At 63.9% G+C, this 21,585-nt stretch carries 12 protein-coding genes; 7 read left to right on the top strand and 5 right to left on the bottom strand.

The genetic code is table 11. From position 1 onward, the window contains the following. Nucleotides 1–27 precede the first annotated feature (27 nt). The 7 genes from K1X11_RS02495 to K1X11_RS02465 all read left to right on the top strand — a co-directional run bounded on the left by K1X11_RS02495 (nucleotide 28) and on the right by K1X11_RS02465 (nucleotide 11,383). Nucleotides 28–1,263: an alpha/beta hydrolase family protein gene (locus K1X11_RS02495; protein WP_221030466.1), complete on the top strand. Its 1,236-nt coding sequence runs from the start codon at nucleotides 28–30 to the stop codon at nucleotides 1,261–1,263. Then, entirely contained in the window at nucleotides 1,260–3,629 is a 2,370-nt protein-coding gene (locus tag K1X11_RS02490) for a glycoside hydrolase family 95 protein (RefSeq protein WP_221030465.1), read from the top strand. The genes K1X11_RS02495 and K1X11_RS02490 overlap by 4 nt, the downstream gene beginning before the upstream one ends. Before the next feature lie 131 nt (nucleotides 3,630–3,760). Beyond that, nucleotides 3,761–4,843 carry a Gfo/Idh/MocA family protein gene (locus K1X11_RS02485; protein WP_221030464.1) on the top strand — a complete coding sequence of 361 codons (1,083 nt, stop codon included), beginning with the start codon at nucleotides 3,761–3,763 and terminating at the stop codon, nucleotides 4,841–4,843. 11 nt (nucleotides 4,844–4,854) lie between these two features. Next, a complete protein-coding gene (locus tag K1X11_RS02480; RefSeq protein WP_221030463.1) occupies nucleotides 4,855–5,937 on the top strand; it encodes a glycoside hydrolase family protein in 1,083 nt (360 codons plus the stop codon). 135 nt (nucleotides 5,938–6,072) lie between these two features. Then, nucleotides 6,073–7,407 (top strand): glycoside-pentoside-hexuronide (GPH):cation symporter, encoded by a 1,335-nt coding sequence (locus tag K1X11_RS02475; protein WP_221030462.1) that lies wholly within the window; start codon nucleotides 6,073–6,075, stop codon nucleotides 7,405–7,407. A gap of 17 nt (nucleotides 7,408–7,424) precedes the next feature. Next, nucleotides 7,425–9,500, top strand: coding sequence for a hypothetical protein (locus tag K1X11_RS02470; RefSeq protein ID WP_221030461.1), 2,076 nt, complete (start codon nucleotides 7,425–7,427; stop codon nucleotides 9,498–9,500). A 515-nt stretch (nucleotides 9,501–10,015) separates the two neighbouring features. After that, nucleotides 10,016–11,383 carry a pectate lyase gene (locus K1X11_RS02465; RefSeq protein WP_324726065.1) on the top strand — a complete coding sequence of 456 codons (1,368 nt, stop codon included), beginning with the start codon at nucleotides 10,016–10,018 and terminating at the stop codon, nucleotides 11,381–11,383. Between the two features lie 387 nt (nucleotides 11,384–11,770). On the opposite strand, the gene K1X11_RS02460 is transcribed toward K1X11_RS02465, so the two are convergent. The 5 genes from K1X11_RS02460 to K1X11_RS02440 form a co-directional block, all read right to left on the bottom strand. Continuing rightward, nucleotides 11,771–15,340 carry a hypothetical protein gene (locus K1X11_RS02460; protein ID WP_221028721.1) on the bottom strand — a complete coding sequence of 1,190 codons (3,570 nt, stop codon included), beginning with the start codon at nucleotides 15,338–15,340 and terminating at the stop codon, nucleotides 11,771–11,773. 352 nt (nucleotides 15,341–15,692) lie between these two features. Beyond that, nucleotides 15,693–16,724: a LacI family DNA-binding transcriptional regulator gene (locus K1X11_RS02455; protein ID WP_221028722.1), complete on the bottom strand. Its 1,032-nt coding sequence runs from the start codon at nucleotides 16,722–16,724 to the stop codon at nucleotides 15,693–15,695. 68 nt (nucleotides 16,725–16,792) lie between these two features. Continuing rightward, the gene (locus tag K1X11_RS02450) at nucleotides 16,793–18,208 is read right to left on the bottom strand and encodes a glycoside hydrolase family 28 protein (protein ID WP_221028723.1); all 1,416 of its coding nucleotides are present in this window, start codon (nucleotides 18,206–18,208) and stop codon (nucleotides 16,793–16,795) included. Between the two features lie 17 nt (nucleotides 18,209–18,225). Beyond that, entirely contained in the window at nucleotides 18,226–19,836 is a 1,611-nt protein-coding gene (locus K1X11_RS02445) for a glycoside hydrolase family 43 protein (protein ID WP_221028724.1), read from the bottom strand. Nucleotides 19,837–19,860: 24 nt separating this feature from the next. Next, on the bottom strand, nucleotides 19,861–21,231 hold the full coding sequence (locus K1X11_RS02440) for an MFS transporter (protein ID WP_221029187.1): 1,371 nt from the start codon (nucleotides 21,229–21,231) through the stop codon (nucleotides 19,861–19,863). Nucleotides 21,232–21,585: the final 354 nt, after the last annotated feature.

Raw genomic sequence — 21,585 nt, 5'->3', positions numbered from 1 at the left:
AACACGGATAGACACGGATTATTTAATATGAACTCCCTTAGAATTCTCTGCCTCTTGTCCGTGTTGAGTTGTGTCCATTCGTGGTCAAAGGCCGACGTTGCGTGGCTGCCGGCGGATGTGCCTCCGGCGCCGGCGGAAGGACCGGCGTTGTGCCCGCGTGATTTTGTGACGCCGGCGGTCGGGGCGGAGATTCTGCTCGCGGCCGAGGCCGCGTATCCAACGCGTGGTGACTGGGTCGGCTACGGTGAGCTCGTGAAGCAGCGTATTCGAGACGGCGCCGGTCTCACGCCCTGGCCGCGCAGTCTGGGCGCGGAGCCGATCCTTCATTCGGTCCGTGAATTCGACGGCTACTCCGTGGCCAACGTCGCGCTGGAAACGGTGCCCGGTTATTGGGCCACCGGTAACTTGTATCGTCCGCTCGGTCGGGAAGGACCGTTTCCGATCGTGCTCACCACCCACGGTCACAGCGGTGGCGGTTTGGACAAACCAGGCGGACTTGCCAATCACGGTCGTTTTGGTCCGTCGGTGCAGGTGCGCGCGGCCACCCTGGCCCGGATGGGCGCCATCGTGTTCGCGGTCGATATGTTTGGTTACGGGGACAACCAGGTTGCCCTCGGTTCCTCGGCCCATCGCTCGGTGGCGGCGTTTCCGCTGCACCTCGTCAACGGCACGCGCCTCCTCGATTGGTTGCTCGCCTTGCCCGACGCCGATGCCTCCCGCGTGGCCATGACCGGCGCGTCCGGCGGGGGCACGCAGACCTTCATGCTCACCGCGCTTGATGAGCGTATCGGCGTGAGTGTGCCCGTCGTCATGGTGTCGTCCTATTTCTTCGGCGGTTGCGCGTGTGAAAGTGGCGTGCCGGTGCATCGCAGCGCCGACCATTTTGCCAGCAACGCGATGGTGGCGGCACTGGCGGCACCGCGGCCCATGCTCGTCATCTCCGATGGCAAGGACTGGACGCAATACACTCCGCAGACGGAGTTCCCGTTCCTGCAACGCATTTACGCGCAGGCCGGTGCGCCGGACCACGTCGGGAACGCCCATTTCCCGGACGAAGGTCACGACTACGGACCCAACAAACGGGCGGCGATGTATGCCTTCGTCGCGCGCGAGTTGGCTTTGGACGCCAGTGCGGTCGACGAGACGCGCTGCACGATGCAGGCGCCGGAAGCGCTGCGTGTCTTCGATGAGACTCACCCCTTGCCCTCACACGCCGCGACGACTCCGGAAGCGGTGCTAGAAGCCCTGAAATCCCTGCAATGACGTTTTCCCTGATCCCCCAAGTGGCTACGAGCGTGAGCGAGTGGCTCCGTCGCTCCCGCCACTCGCTCACGCTCGTAGCCACGGTTGCCGCTTGTGCCGTGACGAGCACCTCTGCCTTCGCCGCCACCGGCACCTCGCGCCTGTGGTATCGGCAACCCGCCGCGGTGTGGACGGAAGCCTTGCCGGTCGGCAACGGCCGGCTCGGGGCCATGGTGCATGGTGCCCCGGCGGAAGAGCATCTCCAGTTGAACGAGGACACCTTGTGGAGCGGTGGCCCGCACGAATATCAGCGCGAAGGCGCGTATCAGGTGCTGCCGGAGATTCGTCGGCTGCTCTGGGCTGGCGAACAGGATGCCGCCGAGGAACTGGCCATGCGCGAATTCATGAGCGAGCCGCTGCGCCAGATGATGTATCAGCCGCTTGGTGACGTGCACCTCAGCCTGCCGGGCCATGAGGGCGCCACCGACTACGTGCGCGACCTCGATCTGCACACCGCCGTCGCCACGGTGAAGTATCGGGTGGGCGAGGTGAGTTATACGAGGGAGACGTTTTCCAGCGCGCCGGATCAGGTGATCGTCCAACACCTCAGCGCCAATCAGGCTGGCGCGATCAGTGGCACGGTGCGCCTCAGCACGGTGCATCCCAACTACGTGGTGCGTTTGGTCGGCAACGAGCTCCATCTTTCGGGACGCGTGGGCGGCGACGGTTTGATTTTTGCGGCCCGCCTCAAGGTCCTGACCGAAGGCGGTCGCACGTCCATCGGACCGGACGGCATCACCATCGACCAGGCCGATGCCGTGACCGTGCTGATCACCGGCGCTTCGGCTTACCAACGGTTCGACGATATCGACGGTGCGCCCGAGCTGCGTTGTGCCGAGGCGCTGGCGGCAGCGGCGACCCAATCCTATGCCGACCTGCGCGCGGCCCACGTGGCCGACTACGCGGCGCTCTATGATCGGGTGGAACTGGACCTGGGCTCGACCGCCATCGCGGCGGAGCCCACCGATGTGCGTCTCGAGCAGGCCGACAAATCCGGCGATCCGGCGATGGCCACCTTGCTCTTCAATTACGGGCGTTACCTGCTCATTTCCAGCAGCCGCCCGGGCAGCGCTCCGGCTAACCTCCAGGGCATCTGGAACGACCTAACCAAACCGTCGTGGGGCAGCAAATACACCACCAACATCAATCTGGAGATGAACTACTGGCCGGCCGAGGTCGCCAATCTCTCCGAGTGCGCGGAGCCGCTCTTTGCCATGATCGACGATCTGGAGATCAGCGGGGCCAAGACCGCGCAGGCGCACTACAACGCGCCGGGTTGGGTGTTGCATCACAACACCGACGGCTGGCGCGGCACCGCTCCCATCAATCATGCCAACCACGGCATTTGGCCAACCGGCGGCGCTTGGCTGAGCTGGCACCTTTGGGAACATTGGCGCTTCAGCGGCGACCGCACCTTCCTGGCCGAACGCGCTTACCCAGCGATGAAAGGCGCGGCGGAATTTTTTGTCGCAACCCTGGTCGAGGATCCAACGACCGGCCGGCTTATCAGCGGTCCGTCCAACTCGCCGGAACACGGCGGGCTCGTGATGGGGCCGACGATGGACCATCAGCTGATTCGCGCCTTGTTCGGTGCCACGGCGGAGGCAGCGGCCGAGTTGGATCTCGATCCGGAATTCGCCGCGCAGTTGACCACGATGGCGGCGCGCATCGCGCCCAATCAGATTGGTCAGCACGGCCAGCTACAGGAGTGGCTGGAGGACAAGGACGACCCGACCAACAATCACCGCCATGTGTCGCATCTTTGGGGCGTCTTTCCGGGCGAGGACATCACCTGGTCGCAGCCAGACCTCATGCGGGCCGCGCAGCAGTCGCTCGAATTTCGCGGCGACGGTGGCACCGGCTGGTCGTTGGGGTGGAAGATCAGTCTCTGGGCCCGTTTTCTCGACGGGGATCATGCGCACAAGATCCTGCTCAATCAGCTGAATCTGGTGCGCGACGATCCGGTCACGCGCAAGTCGAAGGGCGGCGGCGGCGTGTATCCAAATCTCTTTGACGCCCATCCGCCGTTTCAGATCGACGGCAACTTCGCCGCGACGGCCGGCATCTGCGAGATGCTGGTGCAGAGCCACACCGGCGAGATCGTGCTGTTGCCGGCACTGCCGACGGCATGGCCAAACGGCAGCGTTCGCGGCCTGCGGGTGCGGGGCGGATTTGAAATCGATCTCACCTGGCAGGACGGCGCGGTGCAGACCGTCAACCTGCGGTCCGCCAAGGGCGGCACCGCGAAGCTGCGCGTAGGGGATAAAACCACGGACGTGGTGCTGGCGGCCGGTGGCTCCGTGACCCTGCAGGGCGAGCTGAACTGAAACTTTTTTTAACCACGGATGAACACGGATGGGCTCCACTACCGTTCCGCCTTTCACGGACTCTGTCGGTGCTTAGCCGGTAGGCGAAGCCATCCGTGTTCATCCGTGGTTAATCCTTCCCCATCTTTTTTATGAAACCTCTAGGACTCGGTGTTTTGGGGCTCGGCGAAGGCCGTAGCATTATCTCCGGCGGCTTGCAGAGCGACCTCTGGCAGGTCGTGCGGCTGTGCGATTTGAACGAGCAACTCGGCCACGAGCGTTGCCACGAATTTGGCCTCGATGCGGCCGTGTTCACGAACTCGATGGATGTGCTGCTGGCCGATCCGGCGGTCGATGTGGTGGGCATCTACACGCCCGATCATCTGCACGCCGATCACGTGATTCGGGCGCTGCAGGCGGGTAAACACGTCATCTGCACCAAACCGTTCATCGACAACCTCACGCGCGCCGCCGAGGTCGTCGCGGCGGTTCAGGCCAGCGGCAAGCGCGTGATGGTGGGGCAGAGTTCACGCTTCTTCCCGCCCTTTGCGCGGCAACGGAAACACTACGAGACGGGCGCGTTCGGTGAGCTGAACTCCGTCGAAGCCTACTACAACGCCGATCACCGCTGGTTCCTCGCCAAGGGTTGGGCCAAGACCGACGCCTTTAAATGGCTCTACGGCGGACTCAGCCATCCGGTCGATTTCATCCGTTGGTATCTGCCCAACATCGAGGAGGTCATGGGCTATTCGCGGCTCAGCGAAAACGGCGCGAAGCTCGGCCTCGTCCACGCGGACACCTTCCACTTCATTTACAAAACGACGGACGGAAAGATCGCGCGAGTGAGCGGGACCTATACCAGTCCGGTCACGCCGAATGCCCGCGACGCCAACATGAGTTGTGTGTTGCGCGGGTCCCTGGGCGCGAGTCAGGGCGACTACTACGATCTGCGCTACGCGTGGAAGACCGATGAGCAGTCGGTGATCGAGACGTTCGAGGACAAGGACGATTACGTCTTTCGCTTCGGCGGACATTCGCATCACGCCGGCGAGTATCAGGATTACATCGAATACTTCGCGCGCTGCCTCGCGAACGATGAGATGCCGACGCCCGACGTGCGCGAAGGCATCGTCACCGTCGCGCTGATGCAGGCGATGGAGGAGGCGGCCGCGAGCGGTGGCCCCGTCAAGGTGCGCGAGCTGCTCGCCCGGTATGGATTGGAGGAGCTGTTTTGAAACGGGCATGGTTGGCACTGCTGCTCACGATCGCCGGGCCATTGATTGCGCAGCCGGAGCGCCCCGCGGTGCTGCCGTTTCCAGAAGGCCGGCCGAAGATGGTCTCGGGCAAAGTGATGCGGGAGCTGCACGCGCAGTTTCAGACGCCCTTCAAATACGGCGTCGTGCTGCCGGCGGAGGAGGGCGAGTTGATCGATTGCCCCAATGTGTTTCGGCACGACGGGCGTTGGTATATGATGTTTGTCTCCAATCGCGACAAAGTCGGTTACCAGACCCTGCTCGCGGTCAGTGACGACCTGCTGCACTGGGAGCGCCTCGGTCCGATCCTGCCGTTTGCGCAGGAGGGTTGGGACGCCTGGCAGGCCGCGGGTGGACTGGCGCTTTACGACACGCGTTGGGAGGACGCGACGCACGAACTCGGCACATTTGCAGGCCGCTATTGGTTGTCCTATCTCGGCGGCCACCAGCAGGGCTACGAAACGGATCCGCTGTCGATCGGTCTCGCCTCCACCCACGACCCGGTGGCCGTGCGCCCGTGGGAGCGATTGGCGGAAAACCCGGTGTTGTCGCCGATGCAAAGTGACGTGCGCGATTTTGAACACACGACGCTCTACAAGAGCGCCATCGTGCGCGATGAGGCGGAGCTGCTGGGCGCGCCGTTCGTGATGTTCTACAACGGTAAGGCGCCGCCGTATGGACAGGAGACCATCGGTATCGCGGTCTCGCATGACCTGCGCACCTGGCAACGTTTTGGCCCCGGGCCGGTAGTGAACAATGTCGGCGACGCGCCGTGGGCGATCAGCGGTGATCCGCAGTTGGTCAAGGTGGGCGACGTGTGGGTGATGTTCTATTTCGGCGCGTTCTGGAAACCGGGCGCATTCGACACCTTCGCGGCGTCCTACGATCTGGTGCATTGGAGCAAGTGGGGAGGGGAGCACCTCGTGGAGTCGAGTGAACCCTACGACAAAACCTTCGCGCACAAACCGTGGATCCTGAAACACGACGGCGTCGTGTATCACTTCTACTGCGCCGTCGGCGACCAGGGCCGCGTGATCGCGCTGGCGACGTCCGAGGATCTGCGCCGACAGGACTAGTTTTTTTAACCACGGATGAACACGGATGGGCTCCACTACCGTTCCGCCTTCAGGGAAACACTGAGGTGCGTAGCCGGTAGGCGAAGCCATCCGTGTTCATCCGTGGTTTAACCTCGTTTTTCTTTTTTATACCCCATGTCGAAAACGTCTTACACCACGCGGTTCAGTTATGCGGCGAGTGATGTGGCGGGCCAGTTGGTCTTCTGCGTCATTTCCTTCTACCTGCTGTATTTCTACACCGATGTTTACGGGCTCTCCGCCGGCACGGCCGGCACGATCCTGCTCATCGCCCGATTGATGGATGCGATCGATACGCCGATCTGGGGCGTGATCTTCGACCGCACCAAAAGCAAATACGGAAAGAGTCGGCCGTGGTTTCTGTGGCTGTGCGTGCCCTATGCGGTGTTTGGCGTGCTGACCTTTCTCACCCCCGATCTGAGCCACACCGGCAAGGTGATCTACGCGGCCGTCACCTACATCGGCGCGAGCGTGCTCTACACCGGAATCAACACGCCGGTGACATCGATCCTGGCCAACCTGACCAACGATCCGCAGGAGCGTGTAACGCTGACCTGCTTCCGCATGTTTGGCTCCAAGTTCGGCGTGCTGTTGGTGAACCTCACCGCCATGGGCTTGGTGCAGAAACTCGGCGGCGGCGACGACCAGCGCGGGTTCATGCTGGTGATGCCGATCTACGCGATCGGCTCGGTGGCGCTCTACCTGTTGGCGTTTCGCAACCTGAAGGAGACGGTCAAGGTGGAGACTGTGCCGCAGTCCATCCTCGGTGGCTTCGGGGCGCTCAAGGGCAACTGGCCGTGGCTGATCATTTTCACCAGTAGTCTGTGCTTCTGGATCGCGTTCATCGCGCGGGTGTCGACCGTGCCCTACTTTTTTGAATACACGCTGCACCGGAAGGACCTGATCCCGTTGGCCAACAGCCTGGATTTCATCTCGCTGGCGACGGTGTTTTTCCTGCCGTGGTTGTGCCGCAAACTGTCGAAGACCTGGGCTTGGATCGGCGGTCTTGTCGGCATGGTGGCCGGACAACTGATCGTGTATGCCGGGCTGGCGCAGGGCGGATCGGTGACGCTGGTGATGGCCGGCTGGGTGGTCGGTTTTCTGGCCAGCGGCGTGGCGATGGCGATGCCGTTTTCAGTCATCTCCGACAGTGTCGACTACGGCGAGTGGAAGACCGGGATTCGCTCGGCCGGACTGCTGACGGCGGTGGGCGCGATGTTTTGCCTGAAGGCCGGTGCAGGGCTCGGCGGCGCGTTGCCGGGCTGGATCCTCGAAGGCACGGGTTACGTGCCGAACACCGCCCAATCGGCGGCCGCGTTGGCCGGCATCGAGTGGGCCATCGTCTGGGTGCCGGCGCTGTTCTTTGCGCTCAGTGCGGTGCCGGTGCTGTTCTACCGCAAATACGAACGGATGGAGACGACCATTCAAGCGGAACTGGCCGGCCGGCGGTGATTTTGGAGAACACAACGATGGGAACCACGAAACACACGAAATACACGAATATCCTGACGGCGGGACTGTGGATCGCGAATACCGCGCTGGCCTCGCCGGTGCTGGAACACGTCGCCGATCAGGTCGCGACGGTGGACTCAGCGGTGACGTGGACCATTGATCCCGCGTTGGGAGATGCAGAGGCGTTTCGCGTGGAGACGCAGGGCGAGGGCACGCATGTGATCGCGGGCGGCGAGGCCGGTGTGCTTTATGGCACCCAAATGGTCATGCAGGGCGAATGCGACGTCGTCGGCGTCGATGGGACGCCGGAGTTTGGCGTGCGCGGCGCGGTGCTGATGATGCTGAGTCCGAGTTGGAACTACCAGAGCGATCTGAGCCCGGAGGTGTATCCGTGGTTCTTCGACAGACCGCTAATGACGCGCTATCTCGACTATCTGGTTTCAGCGCGGCTCAACACCTTGGTGCTCTGGTCGGGGCACCTGTTCCCGCACATCCTCGAGTTGCCGGAGTATCCCGATGCCTCGCAATTCAGCGCGGAGGAAATCCGGCGCAACCAGGAGCAGTTCCGCTGGCTGACGCAGGAATGTGAGAAGCGCGCGATCACGGTGCTCACGCATTTCTACAACATTCACATCAGCGAGCATCAGGCCAAGGCCCTGGGGCGCGAAGGCAAAGACGGCGCGCGCTTCGAACATCCGGACGCGTGGGTGTCGGACTATTATCGCACGATTCTGCGCCGCTATCTCGAGACGTTCCCGAATGTCGGCCTCTACATTTGCCCCGGCGAATCGCTGGCGCAGGAGGACCAGTTGCCATGGTTCCGGGATGTGATCTTCGCGGCGGTGCGCGAGAGCGGGAAACACCCGCGTCTGGTGTTGCGCGATTGGACGATGGCCGACGATTTCCGCGCGGCCTTGCCGACAATTTATGACGACCTGTGGTCGGAGCTGAAACACAACGACGAAACCATCACGAGTCCGGTGCCGGATCTGCGGCACCAGAAATGGGCCCACGTCCTGTCCGGCCATATCGTCAATCTGCACGACCCGGCGGATGCGGTGCCGTATCGTGTCGGCAGCCCCCGCCTGCTGGGCGAGATGGTGCGCAACTGGCGCGAGGCCGGCATCTTCACCGGCGCGTGGTTTTATCCGCCGCAGGCCTGGGTCTGGCCGCACACCCTCGACGTCCAGGCCGACGGCACCGACGCCGTGTTGAATGCCTGGGAGCGCGATCCCCTCTGGCATGAGTTGGAGGGCCGCTACCTTTGGCGCGCAGAGCGTGAACCGGCCGCGGAAACCGCCTGGGCGGCGCGGCGGCTCGGCGAACGCCTGGGCAACGCGGAAGTCGGTGCGCTCCTGGTGCGTTGGTATGACCTGACCGATCCGATTCTGCCCGGCCTGCAGAACCTCACCGCGGTGCGCTTCGGCAACTTTTTCCCGACCTCGATCGCGTGGGTGCAGACGCAGGTGGACGACATCCTGAGCTACCGCACCAAGATCGACGACCGGCCGCTGGACGGGCCCACCGGGTTGACCGGCCAACGCTATTACAGCCAGCCGGTGGATGCCTTCACGGTGGCGCGTTATGCGGCGGAACACGGGCCCATCGGCGCGGAGCGGCGCAGTCTGCCCATCGCCCAGGTGGCAGCGATGGAGGCAGCCGGAGACGCGTTGCCATCCGACGTGATGCGGGCGGATTGGCTGATCGACACCTACCTTGCCATGGCAGAGGAAGCCCTGAACGTGGCCCAGCAAGCGGCCGCCTTGCCCAGCAGCGATCCGGCGGAACTACAGCGCTTCGTGAGCGACAGTGAGTGCCTGATCGCGACCGTGCGTTTCTATCGGATCAAAGTGCAGGCCGCGCAGGCGAAACGCATGCTGGAGCTGACAGCGGACGAACGCTACGCGGTCCAGCTGCGGCGCCTCGTGGACGAATCGGTGCCAGCGTATGAAACGTTGATGCGCACGGTCCTGCAGCACTACGCCAAAGGCACCTCGATGTGGGACGCAAAACCCTTTCAGCGTTGCCTCGATGAGAAGGTGATCCCCGACCGCGAGAAACAAATCCAATGGCTCATCGACACGGGGTTTTGAACACGAACTACCGGAGCTGAAAGAGCGGGGAGCGGAAGCTAGACCGCCGCTCTGGCTCGTTTCACCGATGGCAACAAAGGGAACAAAGAAGGAGAGCGGGCGGGACGGCTTAATTCTCCTCGTCACCTGCTGTGAGCTGCTGCCCCCAGCCGGTGCTCAGGACTGAAAAACTTTTTTCAGGTAGCGGGTGTTGGAGCCTTAGTTGCCGACGACATCGCGGGTGTTGCTGGCATCGCGGAAGCGCTCGATCACCGCGCTATTACCCGGGGAGGGATCAGCGCAGCCGCCGAATGCACACTGGCCCAATTGGTGGACCGATGATCCCGATCCGGCCTTCGCGGAGGGGGAGCACCAAGGTGCGCGCACGGTGAGTGCTTGGCGTGAAGCGTTCATGCCGGATTCTGCGCTGCGACTGGAGCGTTTCCGTGTGCCGAAGCCCTGTTTCGTGCGCGGGAACGCAAGGCGAGCTTCCCTCAGGCAAACGTGTGCTTAGGGTGGGAGCACCCCGTTCCCCCATGCATCTACGTTTTCTTCCCCTCCTGCTCGCGCTGGGTGTGATGACCCTGCCGGTTCGCGCGGACCTGCGCGCTGAAGCTACCGAGTCCCTGCGCCGCGGCGTGGCGTTCTTCACAACTTTAAATGTGCACGGCGGCTACGGCTACGCGGCGACACCCGACAACGCTCAGCGCTGGGGCGAGAGCCCGCTCGGACCGGCGGAGGTGGAGGTACAGCCACCCGGAACCCCGGCGGTGGGTGAGTCGCTGCTGCGGGTTTGGCAGGTGACCGGGGACGACGTGGCACTCGCGGGAGCGCGGGCCGCGGCGGCGGCGCTGATCCGCGGCCAAAACCGCCATGGTGGCTGGGATCACACCATCGATTTTTCCGATCTCACGAATGAGACCGTAAGTTTCGACGACAACCAAACCCAGGCGGCGATCGGATTCCTGCTGAAACTGAACCGGGAAATCGACGACCCCGCCCTGGCCGCGGCGGTGGAGCGGTCGATCGCCATGATGATCGCGACCCAACTGCCCAACGGTGGCTGGCCGCACCGGTATCCGGCAGGCGGCGACTATCACGACTACGCCACGTTTAATGACGGCGGCATCAATGACTGTGTAGCGGTGATGATCTTGGCTCGTCGCTTGTATCCGGATGATGGCGACGGCGGAATCGACCGCAGCCTGCGGCAGGTGGCGCGGTTCATGATGATCTCGCAACTCCCGCCGCCGCAACCGGGCTGGGCGCAGCAATACAATGAGTATCTGCAGCCGGCCTGGGCCCGCACCTTCGAACCGCCGGCCGTCTGTCCGGCCGTGACCGTGCGCAACCTGGAAACCTTGATTGACCTGTGGCTGGAGTTGGGCGACGAAACGCTGTTGGAGCCGATCCCTGACTCCTTGCGCTGGCTGCGGGAATCGCGGCTGCCGAACGGCAAATGGGCGCGCTTTGTGGAGATCGGGACCGGCAAGGCGCTGTATTACGATCGCGGTCGGGTGCGGGTCGACAGTGTCACAGAGCTGCATCCGGAGCGGCGCACCGGCTATGGCTACGAGACGGACCTGTCGGGCCACTTGGCCGCGGTGACGGCACGATTTGAGGCGGCGCTCGAGCTCGGCCGCAAAGGCCTGCGCGCGAGGGAAAATACGGCGCTGGCGGAATCCGATGAACGGACCCGCGCGCGATTGGAGGTAACGGTGCGCAGGATCATCGCAGACCAGGAGGCATCGGGCGCGTGGATCAGCCGCGAGGATCGTTTCAAGAAAGTGATGCCGCGCGGTGTCCGCTGGAACGGCGAATACGAACAGATGGATCGGGTGCGCAGTGCGGTGTTTAACCGCAACGTAGCATTGCTCTGCGACTACCTGGAGCTGACCCGGTAGGAAAACCGGAACAAGGCGTCACGAAGTTCCTGGGAAGGCGGAGAAATGCCAGCGCGGGTGAGCCAACGGGATCGCCCCTGAGGCTAGCAAGTTCTCCACCGGGGGGCAAAGCGGCCGAGACGGCCGCTGCTACACCAGGACCGGGATGTAGCCGCGGGCGTGTCGCCCGCGTTTGTGGTCCGCGTGGGTGAGACAGCGGGCTCGCGCCGGAGACCAGCAAGCTCTCCACACAGGGGGCAAAGCGGCCGAGACGGCCGCTGCTACACCAGGACCGGAAGGGGCCCGTGTTCGTCGGTCGGCGCGGGTGAGACCCTGCATTTCCGGGCAAAAAAATGCCGCCATCCCAGCGTCGGATGGCGGCAATGAACTCCGAACCGGTCGAAACCCCTAGAGATCGAAGGAGGCGGAGAAGATGAACTGACGCGGATCGATGATCCGGTAGGTCGAGGCCCTGCCGTCGAGGTAGGCACTGGTCACCTGCAGGCGACCGCCGTCCTCAAACACGTTCTTCACGTTGAGCTGGAACTTGGCCTTCACCTTGTCGCTAAACAGCTTGGTGGTGTAGCTGGCAAACAGGTCCACGTAGGTCTCGGCCGGGGTGTAGATCGGGCGGTAGGTATCCAGTTCCAGAATACGGTTGGCCGGGAGGGTGAGGTCGAGCGACTCGTCATAACCCTGACCGTAGAAACCAATGTTACCCTGATCGGTCCAGCGCACCGAACCACCGACGCTCATGTTCTTGAGGATGCGGTTGTCGGTGACCCCGTTGAAGTTGAACTTGGTGTTGAACTTGGCGGAGTATTTGCGGACCTGCGGACGGGAGCGTCCGACCAAGGCGCGGAACACGGCCATGGGCGAATTCACGTTGGCAAGGTAGCGGTCCTCGGGCGACTGGTTGTTGTCGTAGTTGACGAGGGTGCGGAACTCCTGGCCGACGATACCCCAGTAGAGCAGGTGGCCGGTCGGGCCGACGGGCAGGTGGGAATAGTCGCCCTGCAGTTGCACCGGACCACCGGCGCTTTCGTCCTCAGGGGTGCTGAGGATATCAACCGGAGTGTAGGTCGTGCGGGTGAAACGCGGGTCCTCGATCGTGCTCCAGACCGGCACACGGGCGGCGAAGTATTCATCGACGGCCGCACCGGCGGCGGTGTTGATCGAATCCATCTTCGTGATGGAGGCGCTCACGGTCCAATTGCGGGTCGGGTTGAAGTTGATCTCCAACTCGTCACCCGTGGATTCCATGTCGTTGACCGCCGCGTAGGTGTTGTCCTGCACGATGCCCTTGAGGCCGACATACTGATCGAGCGGCATCTGCAGCGCGTTGGCCATCACGTCATCGGGCGGCGTTTCGCCGTCGAGGTAACCGAGCCAACCCTTGGCATGCTTCATGAGGCTCTGGCGGTCGTTGGCGACCAGACCATCCATGCGCAGGATGCGCTGGGCCATGGTGCTGATGTCACCGTTGCGCAGGTCGAGCTGCTTGGTGTCGTAGTGGACGTAGCGCAGGGAGAGCTTGCCGTCGAAGAGTGACAGCCAGAAGCCGAGGTCCTTGGTGGTGCCGGTCTGGTTGGGCAGTTCGTTGAGGAACAGATCGTAGGCGGGGCCCTGGGCGATGAAGTTGTCAGCCGTGTTGTAGGTGATGCTCAGGCCTTCCACCGCCTCGGCGAGGAAGCGGCCGATGCCGCTACCGTGCTCCATCCGGTCGCGGAGGAAACGCAGGTCCTGGAAGGGGCGGCCGACGATGGAGATGTTTTCCGTTTTGCCTTCGGCGGCGCGCCAGCCCTCGTTCCACTGATTGGAGGCGGCGAAGTCGTAGTCGCGGAGATCGGCGGTGAGTTTGGCGAGCGGAGCGTTGCGGTCCAGGACGCGGTCTTCACGCAGGCCGAGGGTCGTGACGAGGCGACCGTCGAGGAAGGCACTCTGCAGAATGCCGCCCATGGTCTTGACGATGGTCTGGCGGTTGGCGCCGCCGCCGCCGCCGTCCGGACTCGGGGTCCAGCCGATGGCCGTAACATCCTGGTGGATACTGGTGGGGCTGGAGCCCCAGACGAAGGGCAGGGTGGTGCCCTCGGGGAAATAGCCCGGGGCGTATTCAATGCCACCGCCGACGGTGTCGCCCACGTAGTAGTATTCGTGGGTGCGGGCGTAGTTGCCCGGCGCGATGGGGTAGATGGTGTCGACGTTCGACTGGGTGCGGTTGCCCAGCGGGGTGTTGAGCGCGGCGTATTTCTGCTGCCACGGCTGGTCGAGGTTCAAGGCACTATGGCGATAGGCGTAGTGGCGATCCTGGCGGTCCTTGTGCTCGTAGTAACCCACGAGTTGCTGGCTGCCGATCCACTTGGTCCAGCCATCATCCTGCGAGAAATCGAGGCGATAAACAGCCTGGGCGCGGGACGTATCCCAAAGCTGGGTGCGGTCACGCAGGAAGGGCTCGCTGCTGCGCAGAAACGGGCGACCGAAGTAGGGGTTGGGCGTCCCATCGAGGTTCACCTCATTCACGTCCACCTGCATCTGGCCGACGATGCTGTTCACGCTGGCCGGGCCCATGGGCTGGTTTTCGAGCCGCTTCACATCCTCGCGCATGAAGGTGCCCTGAAACGCGAGGGTCTGCTTGGCATCGTTGAGGAAGATTTGGTCGAGCTGAACCATGTAGGTGTCGACGTCGTCCCAGGCCTTGCTGTTGGCGGCGAGGTTGATCTCGGTGTAGTCGTAGAGGGACTTGTCGCCGATGGGGGCGACGACGCTGTTCACCAGCACCTGGTTGCCATTGTAGGGCAGGTTGGAGCGGGAGGTGAGCAGGCCTACGCCGGTGTTGGTCGCGCCGATCGGATCGGTATCGGCTAGAGCACCGGAGGTGTAGCGGGTCATCGTCCAGTAGGGCGATTCGCCGGGTCCCCCGATCTGAAAGATCGAGCGGTTTTCCGCGCCGCCGAGGAAGGACGGCGTGGCGGTGTAGGGCGTGGTCGAACCGAGCACGTTGTTGCGACCATAGACGTCGCCGTTGGCCATCGTCACGAGGCCAGTGACGGCGTTCCAACCCGGCATGCCCGCCTCGACCCACGGCGTGTAGTAGTCGCGCGGGGTGGTGAAGTTGGGCCGCACCGCGGTGTTCTGGTAGTTATACCAGGAAGCCGAAATCGTGGTGTTTTTGAGCGGCTGGAATTTGAGTTGGAGACTGAGACGCTCGGCATCCTCACCGGATGGTTTACGGATGAAGCCGGTGTGCTGCTTCGCGTAGCTGGCGCGCACGGCAATCTGCTCGGTGAGCGCGCGGTTGATGTCGACGGAACCACGCCAGCCACCGTAGCTGTCGGCGCGCACCTCCAGCTTGTTGAAGTCGCGGGACAGGTTGGCCGTGGCAGGGGCCTGATTGACGGTGCCGGAGGCGTTACCGAGACCAAAGATGTTGGCGTTGGCACCGCGGCTGAGCTCGAGCGAATCCATCCACAGCGGATCCACCGGCACGCGGCCGGTCATGCCGATGTTGTTGAAGGCGATGTTGGCGTTACCGATACCGCGAACACGATTGGCGTTGTTGGGATCGAGGCTGACCTGGTCGACGACGGCGCCGGTGCGGTCGGTTTCAAAGAGGGAGAAGGAACTCGTGCCCTCGGTGCTGGCCATGTATTCGAAGGCATCGTTGATGTCCAGGATGGCGAAGTCGGCCATCTGTTCTTTGGTCATCACGGTGATGGATTGACCGAGGTCTTCGATCTTCGTGTTCAGGCGGGTGCCCGACATGGTGTTGGACTGGAAGTAACCGTTGGTGTCGGCGGTGACTTCGAAGGGGGAAAGGTTGACGATCTCTTCATCCGCCGAGGCCGACGACGCTTCGATTGGCGCGGGCTGAGCAAGGGCTGAGGAAACGACACTGATGGCAAGGGCGGCGGCGAGGCCGTCGCGCCGGAGAAGGCGCCGACGAGGCGCGGTGCGGGGTATGGGGGTGTAGGGCTTCATTGGGTTTGCAGAGGTGAAAACCATGCAGAGAGAGGGTTCACAGGCCGCGGGTCCTGGCTCGGTCCACGGACGGACCAGCGGGAAACGCGGATACAAAACAGCCGAGCGGCTGCAGTGGGATGGCGAGGGGAAGGGGAAGGTTGGGGTGGGTTTGGGGCAGGGACAGCGCCGGCCAGGGTCGCTGTGACCCGGACGATAGATTTCGGTAGCTAGCCGACTAGGCGGTCCGCGTTCTCATCGTTGACTAAACAACGCCCCTAGAGGCTCCACAGAAGGAACTGCGCGGGAAAAGCCCCGGCTTTGGCGTCGACCGGACGAGGCCGACTACCGACCTCGGACCGAGGTAGTCCGCTTAGCAGCGCGGCGGCAGGGTCTGCCCCTCATGCCAGACCCCGGTCAGCAATACCTCGTGCTGGTTGCTTTGCGGGATGCCGGTCTCGTTGCGGTGGAGCAGGCCCACCAACATGTCCACCGCCAGCGCGCCGACGACGGCGGGGTCGTAGCGCACCCCGGCGCAGTCGACCGAGGAATGACTTTCGAGTCCGACCAACCCAACCTCGTCCGGCACGGAAACCTGCAGCCGCGCCAACCAGGGCAACAGCGGCGGGATGTGATTCGCGATGATGGCGTCGGGCCGATGGCGGCGAAACCAAGCGGCGAACTTCGCTTCGTCGGTCGGATCCCCCGGACACACCGGCAGTTGGCGGGACTTGGGCACGGTGTTGCGGTGAAGCAGGTAGGCGCCCAGCCAACGATCGCCCACCGACGGGCTGTCATTGGCTTCTGAATACACAAAACCGATGCGGCGATAACCGCGCTCGACGCAGCGCTGCATGGCCTGCGCGGCGGTGTCGAAGTGGTTTTCCGTCACATGATGCAGCACCGGCGAGCGGAGCGTGAGTCCGAGAGCGACACAAGAGAAACGGTTCCAGTCGAGGTTCAGCGAACGCAGTCCGGGCGGCAGCCGACCGATAAGCAATCCGTTGATGCCGCGCGAAGCGAGAATGCGGCAGAACCGGGCCGAGGTCATGCCGGGTTCGGCCAGCCAGAAGTCTTCGAGTTTGTAGCCGAGTTCCTGCGCGCGTTGGGCGGCGCCGGGAAAAAAGTTGGGCCGGTCGTGATGGGTGGGGCGCCAGCCGTAGCGGGTCGGGTAACTGGTCACGAAGGCCAGGGTCACATGACGATCACGACGGCCGAGGCGGCGGGTCTGCATGAGCGCCGCAACGAGGGGGTTGATGCGATAGCCGAGTTGGTTGGCGACGGCTTTAACGCGCTCGCGGGTGGCCGCCGGGATCCGCGGATGATCGCGCAGCGCGAGCGACACCGTGGTGCGGTGCACGCCGGCGGCGTTGGCGACATCCTGGAGGGTGGCTTTGCTCGGCACCGGGACAGCAGATGGACGTTGGAGGGCGGCCGTCGAGTGGATTTCACGGCGACGGACCGGAGGGTGAATCAGGGGGCTTCGGCCGGGTAGGGCGCGCCATCGACGGTGACGTCAGTCACGTCGTCAAACTCGAAAACCGGTCCGGTGGAGACCGTGAAGTTCACGTCGGTGAACGTGAGTTTCCGCGCATGCCGGGCAATGACGCCGCGGGTCGTGCGCAGGTCGAGATCGGTGAAGGTCACATGCTCAATGGGCGAGTCTTCCAATCCGGTGATGCGAACCGCAATGGGGGCGCCGTCGGCCGTGATGTCCCGCAGGTGGATGTTCCGGAACAGCGGCGCGTGCGGGTTCACCGCCGTGTTGCGATCGGCGGTATAGTCCATGTTGAGGATGGCCACCTCGTGCTGCATGTCGCGGACCCGCAGACGCTCGACCCAGACATTTTCCACGACACCTCCGCGACCCCGGCGGGACTTGATGCGCAGCGCGCGGTCGGTGCCTTCAAACTCGCAGTCGTGCATGTAGACATTGCGCACGCTGCCCGACATCTCACTGCCGATGACGAGGCCACCGTGGCCGCGCCGACTTGAGCACCAACGCATGACGACATTTTCGGTCGGGCGCCCGACGCGCCAGCCGTCGTGATCGTAACCGGATTTGAGCACGACGCAGTCGTCGCCGGTATCAAAGACACAGTGTTCGATGAGCACGTTGCGGCAGGAGTCGGGATCGATGCCGTCGTTGTTCGGGCCGTCGGTGAGGACGTTGACGCGGCGGATGATGACATTCTCGCAATAGACCGGGTGCAGGGTCCAATTGGCGCCACTGCCGATGGTGAAGCCCTCCCACAGGACGTTGGTGCAGTTGAAGAACACCACAAAGTTGGGTCGGATCGCGGCCTCCGGGGTGCCGAAGATACGCTCCTCAACGGGAATGCCGCGGGGCTCGAGTTGGAAGATTTCCTTGGTCTCCTTGTGCTTCCAATCGAACCACGCCTCGGCGTTGCCGTTGAGTCGGCCGGAGCCGGTGATCGCGACATTGGTGCAGTCTCGCGCGTAGATGAAGGGCGAGTAATTGTAGAGTTCGACCCCGCCGACCCGCACGAGAACGACCGGGAGATAATCCTCGAAACGATCGCTGAAAATGATTTCGGCCTCGGCGGCGAGGTGCAGCTCGATGTTGCTGCGCAAGTGGATCGGGCCCGTGAGCCAACGACCCGCTGGCACCAGCACCCGACCACCGCCGGCCTCGGCGCAGGCCGCGATGGCGGCGGCGAAAGCGGCGGTGTTCTTCACCTCACCACCGGGCACCGCACCATGGGCGGTGATGTCGACGACCCGGTCGGGAAACACCGGACGCTGCAGTTGCGGCATGGGAAAGGGAGCCTCGATCGGCGCAATGGGTTCGAGCTCGGTGGCAAACAACGAGGTGCTCGCGGCGAGGGCCGGCAGCAGCAAAAACAGCAAGGTGCGAAGCGGAGTCATGGCAGGGGCTGGGCAGCTTAGGGGGTGACGGTGAAGTCCAGAAAATCGACCGCGGTCGGGGCGGCGGCCACCATCGCCGGCGCGGCCGTTTGGGAGGCGAAAAGGCCCACCTTGGCGCCCACCCATTTGCCGCAGCGCGCCGTGAAGGCGGCGCCGACGGGCGTAAAGGTCTGGCCGTCAGTGCTGGTGCTGAAATGGCAGACGGCGTCGGCCGCGACCGTGACGCGCAACCATCCCGATTGGGCCGGGACGGGGCTGAGCACCTCCAAGGCCTGTGCTTGGCCTTCGACGGCATCGAGGTTGCGCGCATGGCAGAACACGAGTCCATCGGCGGTCTGGCGCAGGCCGACCCAGGCGTAGTCATAACCAAAGATGATGAGACCGGCGGAGAGGCCAGGCGCGGCGGCCGCAGCCGCAATCTCACAGCGCACGGTGACGGTGAAGGCCGGCGCGGGAAATTTCTGCAGGAGCAGGTGCGGCGCGAGGTAGAGGTTTTCTGGATACGGCTCGGTTTGGGCGAAGAGGCGGAGGGCCCCCGGACGCGTGGTGAGTGCATACCACTCCGGCTGCGCATTGCCCTGCCACTGCCATTGGAGCCCGAGAGTCGCGGCGCTGAAATCGTCGCTGGTGGGCGGAACCACCGGCGCGGCCCCCGGGATCGGTTTCGCATGGACGAGCACCGGCTCACCCGGAGCGGACGCATCGGTGGGCAGCGCCCCCATCATGGGCCAGTCGTCGACCCAATTCACCGGCTGCAGATGCACCACCCGACCGTAGGCATCGCAGTCCTGAAAATGCAGGAACCAAAAGTCACCGGCCGGCGTATCGACGAGCGCACCCTGATGCGGGCCATTGACCGTCGTCGTGCCTTGGTGGAGCACCACCCGGTGTTCGTAGGGGCCGCGCGGATCCCGAGCGCGGAAGACGGATTGCCAGCCGACGGACACCCCGCCTGCCGGCGCAAAAACGTAGGTCCAGCCGTGGCGCTGGTAGAGCTTCGGGCCCTCCAGCGTGTGAAAGCCCGGATGAGCCACCTGTTCACCGTCGATCACCACGCCACAATCCTCTTCAACCCGGCGCCCGTCCGCACTGAGCCGCAGCAGCGTGAGCACGTTGCAGATGCCGGAACGGCTCTTGGCCCAGCCGTGAATCAGGTAGAGTTGACCATCGTCGGCCCACAGGGGGCACGGGTCGATGAGGCCGGAACCGCGCACAACCAGGTGCGGTTCACTCCACGGACCGGCGGCGTCGGTGGCCGTCAAGCAATAGAGGCCAAAGTCGGGGTCGGGGTAAAAGATCCAGAAACGTCCGTCGTGGTGGCGCAGGGACGGCGCCCAGACGCCGCCGCCATGGCGAGGGGTTGCAAAGTGCGCTTCCGGCACCAGACGCGGCAGCGCATGGCCAAGCAGACGCCAGTTGACGAGGTCGCGGGAGTGCAGCACCGGGAGACCGGGCACCGCGGAGAAACTCGACGCGATCAGGTAAAAATCGTCACCCACCCGAATGGCGTCGGGATCCGAATAATCGGCGTAGAGCACCGGATTGCGGTAAGTGCCGTCACCGAGATCAGGGCTCCAAGGCGCGGAGTCGTCGAGCAGGGCGGGCGAGGAAAAAGAGCCGGTCGGCATGGAGGGGGAGACGGAAAAATTAACTCAGGCGCGGTCGATGCGTGGGACCAGCAGGTGCACCAACAAGAGGGAGAGCAGATACATGCCGGAGAAGTAGGCGAAAACGGGAACATAGCTGCCCGTCCTCTCCAGAATGAGTCCGGTGAACCCATTCACGAATCCGCCGGTGAAGTAGGCCACAAAACCGCCAAGCCCCACCACCGAGCTGATCGCGTGGCGCGGCATCGTGTCCGACACGAGGCTGAACAGATTGGCAGACCAACCCTGGTGAGCGGAGCCCGCGAGCCCCACGATGAGCACAGCCAGCAAAGGCGACCCCGCAAAGGGCGCCAGGCCGACGGGCAACACCGCCAGGGCGCAGGCGAGCAAGGCGGTCTTGCGGGCCTTGGCGACAGCCCAACCGCGGGCGAGCAGTTTACCGGCAAACCAACCGCCAAGCACTCCACCAATCGCCGCGAGGAAGAAAAAGAACGCCGTCCAGCGCGCGGTCGCCGCGAGATCGAAGGCGAAGGTTTTTTTCAAAAAATCCGGCAGGAAGAATTGGTAGAAGCCCCAGGCCGGTCCGGCGAAGATGCTGGCGAGCACGTAAGCCCAAACCGCGCGCTCGCGCAGGAGGCGGCGCCACGGCACGCTGACCTTCGGCTCCTCCACGGCCGGCTGGCCGTCGAGAATGTAAGTGCGTTCGGCGGCGCTCAGGCGCGGGTGGCGCGCCGGCGCTTCGTAGAGCCACCACCAAAGCACGACCCAGATGAAGCCAGTGAGACCGGTCACATAAAACGTCGCGGCCCATCCCCAGCGCACAAACATCCATTGCACGAGCAAGGGGCAGAGGACGGCGCCGACGTTGCTACCGACGTTGAAAAGACCGGTGGCGAGCGCGCGCTCGCGAACCGGAAACCACTCGGCGACCGCCTTGACCGCGCCGGGGAAATTACCGCCCTGCGTGAGACCGAGGGCGATGCGGGCCGAGATGAAACCAAACACCGTCAGCGGCACCCCGAAGGTGGACCAGACGAGACCCTTTTCGGCCCACGAAAACCACGGGTAGTTGAAGGAAACGCGCGCGCTGGGATCGAGCAACGCGATGAGACCGTGCGCCGTGGCCGCGAGACTCCACGCGAGCACGAAGACGGGCAGCCCCCGCTTTACGCCCCAACGATCCAGCAGCCGACCGCCAAACAGATAACCGAAGGCGTAAGCGAAGGAGAACGCGGCGGCGATCTGGCCGTAGTCGGTTTCACTCCAGCCGAGCTGCTGACTGAGGGGATCCTTGAGGATGCCGATCGTCAATCGGTGCACATAGTTGACGACGATGGAGAGGAAAAGGAGACCGCAGATGCTCCAACGAAAGTGTGCAGGAGGGCGGTCGGCGGGCGAGGAGGAGGCGGAGGTCACAGGCAAGGGGAGAGGCGGCGATTGAGCCCAAGGGGAAGGGGCGAACGGGGCGAGCCAAGTGGGGTGAACGCAGCGTGCCGAGGGGCGGCGGCCGCGCAAAACCACCCCGCAGTCTCATCGTTGACTGATTTAGGCGAAAGGGAAGCGCCGAGAAGGGAGGGCGAGACGGAAAACATGGAACAGGCGTCTCACAGGAAAGGTGGACGTCGACCTCCGGGCGACGTCTCGCAGGCTGACGGTGCCGAGCCGAGCGTAGCCAGGCCAGGGGCTGGGCGAGAAGCCGAGAGGCAGGGCGCGACGCGGCCGGGACGTCCGCGTCCACCTCTCGGAGAAAAGCCACGTTGTCGGGGACCT

This window comes from Actomonas aquatica, from assembly GCF_019679435.2.
GTDB lineage: Bacteria > Verrucomicrobiota > Verrucomicrobiia > Opitutales > Opitutaceae > Actomonas > Actomonas aquatica.
This window is presented reverse-complemented; position numbering and strand designations above follow the sequence as displayed.

Excerpts from the sequence above, each read along its gene's own strand:
- K1X11_RS02450 (WP_221028723.1), bottom strand. The coding sequence starts at position 18,208 with ATGACTCCGCTTCGCACCTTGCTGTTTTTGCTGCTGCCGGCCCTCGCC.
- K1X11_RS02490 (WP_221030465.1), top strand. The coding sequence starts at position 1,260 with ATGACGTTTTCCCTGATCCCCCAAGTGGCTACGAGCGTGAGCGAGTGG.
- K1X11_RS02485 (WP_221030464.1), top strand. The coding sequence starts at position 3,761 with ATGAAACCTCTAGGACTCGGTGTTTTGGGGCTCGGCGAAGGCCGTAGC.
- K1X11_RS02445 (WP_221028724.1), bottom strand. The coding sequence starts at position 19,836 with ATGCCGACCGGCTCTTTTTCCTCGCCCGCCCTGCTCGACGACTCCGCG.
- K1X11_RS02470 (WP_221030461.1), top strand. The coding sequence starts at position 7,425 with ATGGGAACCACGAAACACACGAAATACACGAATATCCTGACGGCGGGA.
- K1X11_RS02465 (WP_324726065.1), top strand. The coding sequence starts at position 10,016 with ATGCATCTACGTTTTCTTCCCCTCCTGCTCGCGCTGGGTGTGATGACC.
- K1X11_RS02460 (WP_221028721.1), bottom strand. The coding sequence starts at position 15,340 with ATGAAGCCCTACACCCCCATACCCCGCACCGCGCCTCGTCGGCGCCTT.
- K1X11_RS02475 (WP_221030462.1), top strand. The coding sequence starts at position 6,073 with ATGTCGAAAACGTCTTACACCACGCGGTTCAGTTATGCGGCGAGTGAT.
- K1X11_RS02495 (WP_221030466.1), top strand. The coding sequence starts at position 28 with ATGAACTCCCTTAGAATTCTCTGCCTCTTGTCCGTGTTGAGTTGTGTC.